Source organism: Arthrobacter sp. (assembly GCF_031988865.1).
Lineage (GTDB): Bacteria > Actinomycetota > Actinomycetes > Actinomycetales > Micrococcaceae > Arthrobacter_B.
Genome location: NZ_DALZXY010000121.1, coordinates 1 through 7,679 on the forward strand (window position 1 = coordinate 1; position 7,679 = coordinate 7,679).

A 7,679-nucleotide genomic window follows, 5' to 3' on the forward strand; every position below is an offset into this window, starting at 1 on the left:
GGAGCAGGGGCAGTGGGGCGCACGCCCGCACGCCGCGGACGGCGCCGGACGGCGTCGGCCTTGGGCCCACTGCCGGTGAGGGACGAGGCCGGCGGCCCGTCGCTGCCCGCGGAAGGCGCCGCCTCTTCCGACGGGGCGTCCGAAGGGGTGGACGCGGCCTGTTGCGGCGCACCGGAACCGACCTGGAAGATCGGGGTGCCGACCTCCACCGTCTGCCCCTCTTCAACGAGAAGGCCGGTGACGGTCCCGGCGAACGGCGAAGGCAGCTCGACCAGGGACTTGGCGGTTTCGATCTCCACGATCACGTCATTGATCGCTACCGTGTCGCCTTCCTTGACCTTCCACTGGACGATTTCGGCCTCGGTGAGTCCCTCACCGACGTCGGGCAGGTTGAACGTTTTCTCAGTCATGGAATCTCGATCTGGCGTTGGCCGGCGGACCGGCGGGGCGAAAGATGTCAGGGGTGCGGTCAGTAGGAGAACGCAGTGTCGAGGGCGTCCATCAGCCGGTCGATATCCGGCAGGTAGTGTTCCTCGACGGCGGCCACGGGGTAGGGCATGTGGAACCCGCCAACCCGGATAACCGGCGCTTCCAGGGACAGGAAGGCGCGCTCACTGACACGCGCCGCGATTTCTCCGCCGATCCCGCCGAAGGTGGGTGCTTCATGCGTAACGATGAGGCGTCCCGTGCGGCGCACGGAGTCGGTCACGGTGTCGAAGTCGATGGGCGAGATGGACCGCAGGTCGATCACTTCAATGCTGCGTCCGTCTTCGGCAGCAGCCTCGGCAGCAGCCAGGGCCACCGGTACCAGCGGGCCGTAGGCCACGATCGTCGCGTCAGTTCCCTCGCGCAGGATCTGGGCTTTGAACGGATCACCCGACGGAGCCGTGGTGTCGACTTCGCCCTTGAGCCAGTAGCGGCGCTTGGGTTCAAAAACGATGACCGGGTCCTTGCCCTGCATGGCTTGCTGGATCATCCAGTAGCCGTCCTGGGGATTGGACGGGGTGAGGATACGGATCCCGGCCGTGTGGGCGAACAGCGCCTCCGGGGATTCGGAGTGGTGCTCAATCGAGCCGATGCCGCCACCATAGGGGATGCGGATCACCACGGGGGTGTTGAGCGTTCCTTCGCTGCGGAAGTTCATTTTTGCCAGCTGGGTGGTGATCTGGTTGAACCCGGGGAAGACAAAGCCGTCAAACTGGATTTCGCACACGGGGCGGTACCCGCGCAGCGCCAAGCCGATCGCGGTGCCGATGATGCCGGATTCGGCCAGCGGAGTGTCCATCACCCGGTCGGCTCCGAACTCTGCCTTCAGGCCCTCGGTGACCCGGTAGACGCCGCCCAGGGAACCGATGTCCTCGCCCATCAGGAGCGCCTTGGGGTTATTCGCCAGGCCTGCCCGCAGGCCTGCGTTGATGGCCTTGGCCATGGTCATGGTGCTCACGCGCCGGCCTCTTCCGTGTTGTCTTCCGTATCGGCAAATCCTGCTTCGTAGGCCTGGTGGAAGGCCAGTTCCTCGGTGATCAGCGGATGGGGTTCGGCGTAGACATCCGTGAAGGCGGCCTCGAATGTGGGCGGCTCCATGGCCTGTACGTCGGCGCGCAGCTTGGCGGCGAGTTCGTCGCCTTCGGCTGCGAGGGACGCGAAGAACGCATCATCCGCCGCTCCGCTGGCGCGCAGGTGCTTCTCGAGCCGGCTCAGCGGATCGCGGCCAACCCAGGCTTCTTCGTCCGCCGAGAGCCGGTATTTCGTCGGATCATCTGCCGTTGTGTGGGCGCTCATACGGTAGGTGAACGCTTCGATCAGCACCGGGCCTTTGCCGGCACGGGCATGTTCCAGCGCCCAGCGGGTCACGGCATGAACAGCCAGGACGTCGTTACCATCCACCCGGATACCTGGGAAACCGTAGCCTTGGGCCCGGTTCGCCAGCGGAATGCGGGACTGGACCTCAGTGGGCACCGAAATGGCCCAGTGATTGTTCTGGCAGAAGAAGACGACGGGGGCGTCGTAGGAGGCCGCGAAAACCATCGATTCGTGGACGTCCCCTTCGGAGCTGGCGCCGTCACCAAAGTAGGCAACGGTAGCCCCGGCGGGCTGCGAGGGGTCCAGGATGTTATCCCGGGCCATCCCCATGGCGTAGCCGACGGCGTGGGGCACCTGTGCCGCCAAGACGAGTGTGTAGAGGTGGAAGTTGGATTCCCGGGGGTCCCATCCACCATGCGAAATGCCACGGAAACGCCGCAGCAGGTGGGAGAGTTCAAGGCCTCGGGTCATGGCGACGCCGTGTTCGCGGTACGTCGGGAACACGTAGTCCTGGGGCGCCAGGGCACGGCCGGAGCCGATCTGGGCCCCTTCCTGGCCGGTAAGCGGAACCCACATCACCAGTTCACCCTGGCGCTGGAGAGCATTGGCTTCGGTGTCGAAGCGCCGGATCAGGAACATGTCCCGATAGAAGGAGCGCAGCGCCTCGCCGTCAATGTCCTCGGCGTACCGGCCATAAAGCTCATGGCCGGTACGTTCTCCGTCCGGTGACAGCAGCTGGACCATGTCCTCAGGCGCACTTCCGACAGCGCGCATGAGGGACTCGTCCAGCTCTGCCGAATCGAATTCGCTGGCGGGCAGGTGATCCAAGGCCATACCTCTCCTCGCCGGGCGGGCTTACGGCCCTGCCCCGCTAGAAATATGCCGCAGCAGGAATAGATATCCGCCAAGACATATACGTGGAAGTTACTTCACACAGCCTAACGAGGGCAGGGCGTACAACTGCACTTAAGACACGCTAGGAAAGACGGGGACCTTTTGTATAGGTCGCACATAAAGCGAGGAAACGGGTGTTTGCTTCCACTTCTCCGATGGAGACCCGAATACCTTCTGTGCCAAACGCCCGCACCGAGAGGGCCTGCTGCTCCGCCAGCACCGCAAACTCGGGGGTATTCTCGCCCAGGTCCAGCCAGACGAAGTTGCCTTCAGCCTGCGGAATCTCCCAGCCGAGGGCCTTCAGGCCCTCCACGACCCGGGTCCGTTCGGTGACCAGCGCTTGTATTCTTTCCACAAGTTCATCGTGATGGCGAAGCGAGGCGATCGCCGCCTGTTCGGCGATCTGCGAGACCGCGAAAGGCACGGCAGCCACCCGCAGGTACTGGGTCAGGTGCGGGTGTGAGATCGAGTAACCAACCCGAAGACCGGCAAGGCCAGCACCCTTGGAGAATGTGCGCAGAACCACAACATTCTGGTGGCTGCGGTAGACCTCGACGCCGTTGACGGCCTCCGGGTCCCGGACGAAGTCTTCATACGCCTCGTCGATCACAACGATCACATCGTCGGGAACTGCGGCCAGGAAACCCTCGACCTCATCCCGGGTGAGGGCCGGACCCGTGGGGTTGTTCGGCGTGCACAGCAGCACCATCTTGGTGCGGTCGGTGACGGCAGCAGCCATTGCTTCGAGGTCATGGCGCCCGTCGGCGCGCAGCGGCACCTGGACATCCCGGGCACCGGCCAGGCCGACGGAGATCGGGTAGGCCTCGAAGGAGCGCCACGGGTACACCACTTCATCGGGGACGCCATCCTCGTTCTGCCCGGCAAAGGTGGCCAGCAGCTGGTTGAGGGCGCCCAGGCTGCCGCCCCCGGTGACAATATCCTCGGCGGGGACGTCGAGGAAGGAGGCGAGTTCCACGCGCAGCGCCGTTGCTACGGGATCCGGGTAGCGGTTCACGTGCGGATGGGCACTGATGGCCTCAAGCACGGACGGCAGCGGCGGGAAGGGGTTCTCGTTGGAAGAGAGCTTGTAGCTCTGGAGTCCCTCGATGGCTACGGGCGGTTTCCCGGCGGCGTAACGCGGCAGCCGGTCAACGACCGGGCGCGGATGGATTCCTGGTGCCGGAATTCCAGCAGCATTGATGTCATTCTCGGTAGTGGTCATGCCCTAAGACTAATCCTGATTTGAGGAGCACCCTGTGACCTGCTCCACAGCCTGGGGGTGGGAGCGGCTTGGGAACCGGGCTCCGCTATGCCAGCATTGGTCCATGCGTCTGCTGCTCCGAATTGTCATCAATGGCTTGGCCCTCTGGGTGGCCGGCTGGCTCCTTCCGGGCATCACCGTGGGAGAGTCCGGCACATCCGCTACCGGAAACAGCACCCTCGATGTTGTGCTGGCCTATCTGTTCATCGGGCTGATCTTCGGGGTGGTCAACGCCTTGGTCCGCCCCATTGTGCGGCTGCTCGCACTGCCCCTGACGATCCTGACCCTGGGCCTGTTCACTGTCATCATCAATGCAGCCATGCTGATGCTTACCGCGTGGCTGACCAGCTTCACCCCGGTGCACTTTGAGGTCGATTCATTCTTCTGGACCGCGATTCTGGCTTCGATCATCATCAGTCTTGTTTCGATGGTCGCGGGTTCGCTGACGGGTGCCCGCCGGTAGTTCCGGCAACGCCCCAGGGCGGCAGTCCCCTGGGAACGATTTTCGTGGCCGGCCGGGGCGCCTTCCTGCTAAAGCGGTACAGCTCGCGCGTTGCGATGCTGCCGCTGCCCACGACCGCATTCACCCCCGCAAGGGATGCCCTGAGGGACGGGTCGGTGCTGGCGTCTGCGGCCGCCGCACCTTCCAGGTAGACCGGCAGTTTGTGGGCGGGGCCAAGCCCGCTGCCTCCGGGCGTCCCCTGCACCGGTTCAGTGATCGTCATGGTCACGCGGTTTGGCGTGTCTGGGTTGGAGGTGCCGTCTATCCCTGCAACCCAATCCTGTTGGTGTTCCAGATGAAGCGTGTGTATTCCGGACGGTATCTCCGCGTCTCCAGCCGGAGCTCCGGCCGTCAGGATGTATTTGACCTCGACGCCGGTGGCGTCTTGGATCTGCCCGGCGGCATTTGCTGCATGGATGCCACCCTGGCTGTAGCCAACCAGGATGACGGCGTCCCCTGCTTCTGCCTGCGCCTGTCTTAGCGCTTCTGCAACCGCGGCCGCGATAAACCGGCTTTGGAAGGCCCGTCCCTCCGCATTGCCGAAGTTGTCAAAGGGATTGGGCCCGGCCGTGCGTCCGCCGGGCTGCGTGCCGGGCAGGGTGACCACGAACACCGGTCCATCGTCACGATCGATCCGCAGGACCTCAATTACACCGGGATCGTCCTCCTCCAGCAGCACCGCACTGCGCTCCAGGAGTCCTGCCGCACTGCCGTCGAGCGGGAGTCTGGCTCCAGAGCGCGGGGACTTCTCCACGGTGATGCTGCGGAGCCCCCGGCTTCCCGGTGAGGCGGCGGCCACGCCGATCTTCAGTGCGGCCGAGTCGATGAAGCGCAGCGGAAGCTGCTCTGCCACGGCCCGTTCCGGAAACCCGCCGGCACCACGGCGGAGCCACAGCAGACTTAGGGAGGGGATGAGGCCGACCTGTCCATACTGGCGTTCCGCCCGGCCCTCGGCCTCGCGGTACCGGGCGGCAGCGGTCCGTGTATCCGCAGCGCACTCCAGGGCAGCTTCCCCGCAGCGGCTAAGAAGGAGCGTGGCTCTCGACAGTTCCTCCATGGCTGTTGCGGCGGCAATAGGTGGCTGGAGCCACATCAGCCCTGCCTCATCCCGCTGGATGCGCCAGAGGTCGTCTGCGATCGCGTTCATCTGCCCGGCAGCGCGTTCCAGCTTGGCGGCCTGGTTCTCCAGGGCGTCGTATTCCACAAGGATGGTTCCCTGTCCGCCGATGACGGTATAGCTCGGGTCCGGTAGCGGACAGGTTGGCGCCATGTCCTAACCCCAGGCCTGGTCCTGGGGTGTGCCGGCAACTTCGCGGCGGGCCGCAGCAGCCAGAGCCAGAGCCTCGGCGGAAGCGGAAAGCTCACGGGTTACCTCCTGCAGCCGCTCCAGGAACCGCTGCCCGGCCCTCGACCGCCAGCACTGCGAATCGAAATGATTGAGCTCATCCTGCAGTCTGCGAATCTCACGCGCATGGGTATCCAGGACCTGTGCCGACCGCCCGGCGTCCTCGGCCTGGCCCCGCGCAGACGCCTCCTCTAGTGGCAGCGTCATTGGCGGTTCCTCCTTCCATTTCCCGTTGCATTTCCGTGTGCAGGTCAGCAGGCCATGCGCTTTCGGACTACTGCTTCGGGACCAAACCTAGGCCCGTTGCCGAGCCGCGGCGGCCCGATGCTGCGGGTTGGGGATATCCCCGGGGCGGGTGGCCACTGTGCAGGACCAGTCCTCCCGGAAGTCACAGAGCCGGAGGCCACGGAAGGTCGTGAAAGAATTGGGCCATGGCCGATTCTGCTCCCGCACCCCGCGTCCCCCTTGCCTCCGTGACTCCAGCGATTGCCCTGGGCCCGCTGGACGGGCGGTACCGTTCCGCAACCGCCCCGCTGGTCGATTACCTCTCTGAAGCAGCCCTGAACCGCGACCGTACCCACGTTGAGGTCGAGTGGCTGATCCACCTGACCTCGAACTCCGTTCTTCCGGGCACCTCGCCGCTGTCAGCGCAGCAGCAGGCCGCGCTGCGGGAAATCGTTTCCGGCTTCGACGGAGATTCCGTCAACGAACTGGCCGAAATCGAGCAGGTGACAGTCCACGACGTCAAGGCTGTCGAGTACTTCATCGGCCGCCGCCTGGCTGCCATCGGCATCGAGGACCTCACACCCCTGGTGCACTTCGGCTGCACGTCCGAGGACATCAACAACCTCTCCTATGCCCTGGGTATCAAGGGCGCCGTGGACAACGTCTGGCTGCCCGCGGCCCGGAAGATGGTCGCGCAGATCGCCGCCATGGCTGAGGACACCCGGTCCGTGCCGATGCTCTCCCGCACACACGGACAGCCGGCCACCCCCACCACCCTGGGCAAGGAACTGGCCGTGACGGTCCACCGCCTGACCCGCCAGCTGGACCGTGTCGCCGCCACCGAATTCCTCGGCAAGATCAACGGCGCCACCGGAACCTATGCCGCCCACTACGCCTCGGTTCCCGGAGCCGACTGGCAGCAGGTTGCAAAGACCTTCATCGAGGGCCTCGGCCTGACCTGGAACCCGCTGACCACGCAGATCGAATCCCACGACTGGCAGGCCGAGCTCTACGCTGACATGGCCCGCTTCAACCGGATCCTGCACAACTTCTGCACCGACGTCTGGAGCTACATCTCCATCGGCTACTTCGCGCAGGTTCCCGTGGCCGGCGCCACCGGCTCCTCCACGATGCCGCACAAGGTGAACCCGATCCGTTTCGAAAACGCCGAAGCCAACCTGGAGATCTCCAACGGCCTGCTGGATACCCTTGCCTCCACGCTCGTCACCTCCCGTTGGCAGCGCGACCTCACCGACTCCTCTTCCCAGCGGAACATCGGCGTCGCCTTTGGCCACTCCCTGCTGGCCATCTCCAACGTGGCCAAGGGCCTGGACCGCCTGAACGTAGCCGAGGACGTCCTAGCCGCGGATCTGGACACCAACTGGGAGGTGCTCGGCGAGGCCATCCAGATGGTGATGCGTGCCGAGGCCATTGCTGGCGCCCCGGGCATGGAGAACCCCTACGAGCGGCTCAAGGAGCTCACGCGCGGAAACCGCGTCGACGCCGAGCGCATGAAGGAATTCGTCTCCGGGCTGGGTCTGCCCGCCGACGCCGAAGCACGCCTGCTCGCGCTGACGCCCGCCAGTTACACGGGTATCGCCGATGCCCTGGTGGACCACCTGAAGAAGTAACGGCCAATAACAAACGAC

The 7,679-nt window shown here is 65.1% G+C and carries 8 protein-coding genes; 2 read left to right on the plus strand and 6 right to left on the minus strand.

Going from position 1 to position 7,679, the window contains the following annotated elements:
- The 4 genes from RTN46_RS15640 to RTN46_RS15655 all read right to left on the minus strand — a co-directional run.
- On the minus strand, nucleotides 1-410 hold a 410-nt coding region (locus tag RTN46_RS15640), incomplete at its 3' end, for a biotin/lipoyl-containing protein (RefSeq protein WP_312182768.1).
- A gap of 59 nt (nucleotides 411-469) precedes the next feature.
- Nucleotides 470-1,444 (minus strand): transketolase C-terminal domain-containing protein, encoded by a 975-nt coding sequence (locus RTN46_RS15645; RefSeq protein WP_312182770.1) that lies wholly within the window; start codon nucleotides 1,442-1,444, stop codon nucleotides 470-472.
- Nucleotides 1,441-2,637 carry a pyruvate dehydrogenase (acetyl-transferring) E1 component subunit alpha gene (gene pdhA / locus RTN46_RS15650; protein WP_312182771.1) on the minus strand — a complete coding sequence of 399 codons (1,197 nt, stop codon included), beginning with the start codon at nucleotides 2,635-2,637 and terminating at the stop codon, nucleotides 1,441-1,443. The genes RTN46_RS15645 and pdhA overlap by 4 nt, the downstream gene beginning before the upstream one ends.
- Before the next feature lie 142 nt (nucleotides 2,638-2,779).
- Nucleotides 2,780-3,919, minus strand: a complete 1,140-nt coding sequence (locus RTN46_RS15655) for a histidinol-phosphate transaminase (protein ID WP_312182772.1) — start codon at nucleotides 3,917-3,919, stop codon at nucleotides 2,780-2,782.
- Between the two features lie 103 nt (nucleotides 3,920-4,022).
- Between RTN46_RS15655 and RTN46_RS15660 the strand changes: the two genes are divergently transcribed.
- Nucleotides 4,023-4,421: a phage holin family protein gene (locus RTN46_RS15660; protein WP_312182773.1), complete on the plus strand. Its 399-nt coding sequence runs from the start codon at nucleotides 4,023-4,025 to the stop codon at nucleotides 4,419-4,421.
- Here RTN46_RS15660 and RTN46_RS15665 read toward each other — a convergent pair.
- Complete coding sequence (locus RTN46_RS15665) at nucleotides 4,372-5,730, minus strand: hypothetical protein (protein ID WP_312182775.1); 1,359 nt, start codon at nucleotides 5,728-5,730, stop codon at nucleotides 4,372-4,374. The two genes, RTN46_RS15660 and RTN46_RS15665, sit on opposite strands and share 50 nt — an antisense overlap.
- Before the next feature lie 3 nt (nucleotides 5,731-5,733).
- Complete coding sequence (locus RTN46_RS15670; RefSeq protein WP_312182776.1) at nucleotides 5,734-6,012, minus strand: hypothetical protein; 279 nt, start codon at nucleotides 6,010-6,012, stop codon at nucleotides 5,734-5,736.
- Between the two features lie 224 nt (nucleotides 6,013-6,236).
- On the opposite strand from RTN46_RS15670, the gene purB reads away from it, so the two are divergent.
- Complete coding sequence (purB, locus tag RTN46_RS15675; RefSeq protein ID WP_312182777.1) at nucleotides 6,237-7,661, plus strand: adenylosuccinate lyase; 1,425 nt, start codon at nucleotides 6,237-6,239, stop codon at nucleotides 7,659-7,661.
- Nucleotides 7,662-7,679: the final 18 nt, after the last annotated feature.

What these genes read in the sequence shown, in the direction of transcription:
- pdhA (WP_312182771.1), bottom strand. Translation starts at nt 2,637, where the DNA reads ATGGCCTTGGATCACCTGCCCGCCAGCGAATTCGATTCGGCAGAGCTG.
- RTN46_RS15655 (WP_312182772.1), bottom strand. Translation starts at nt 3,919, where the DNA reads ATGACCACTACCGAGAATGACATCAATGCTGCTGGAATTCCGGCACCA.
- RTN46_RS15660 (WP_312182773.1), top strand. Translation starts at nt 4,023, where the DNA reads ATGCGTCTGCTGCTCCGAATTGTCATCAATGGCTTGGCCCTCTGGGTG.
- RTN46_RS15665 (WP_312182775.1), bottom strand. Translation starts at nt 5,730, where the DNA reads ATGGCGCCAACCTGTCCGCTACCGGACCCGAGCTATACCGTCATCGGC.
- RTN46_RS15670 (WP_312182776.1), bottom strand. Translation starts at nt 6,012, where the DNA reads ATGACGCTGCCACTAGAGGAGGCGTCTGCGCGGGGCCAGGCCGAGGAC.
- purB (WP_312182777.1), top strand. Translation starts at nt 6,237, where the DNA reads ATGGCCGATTCTGCTCCCGCACCCCGCGTCCCCCTTGCCTCCGTGACT.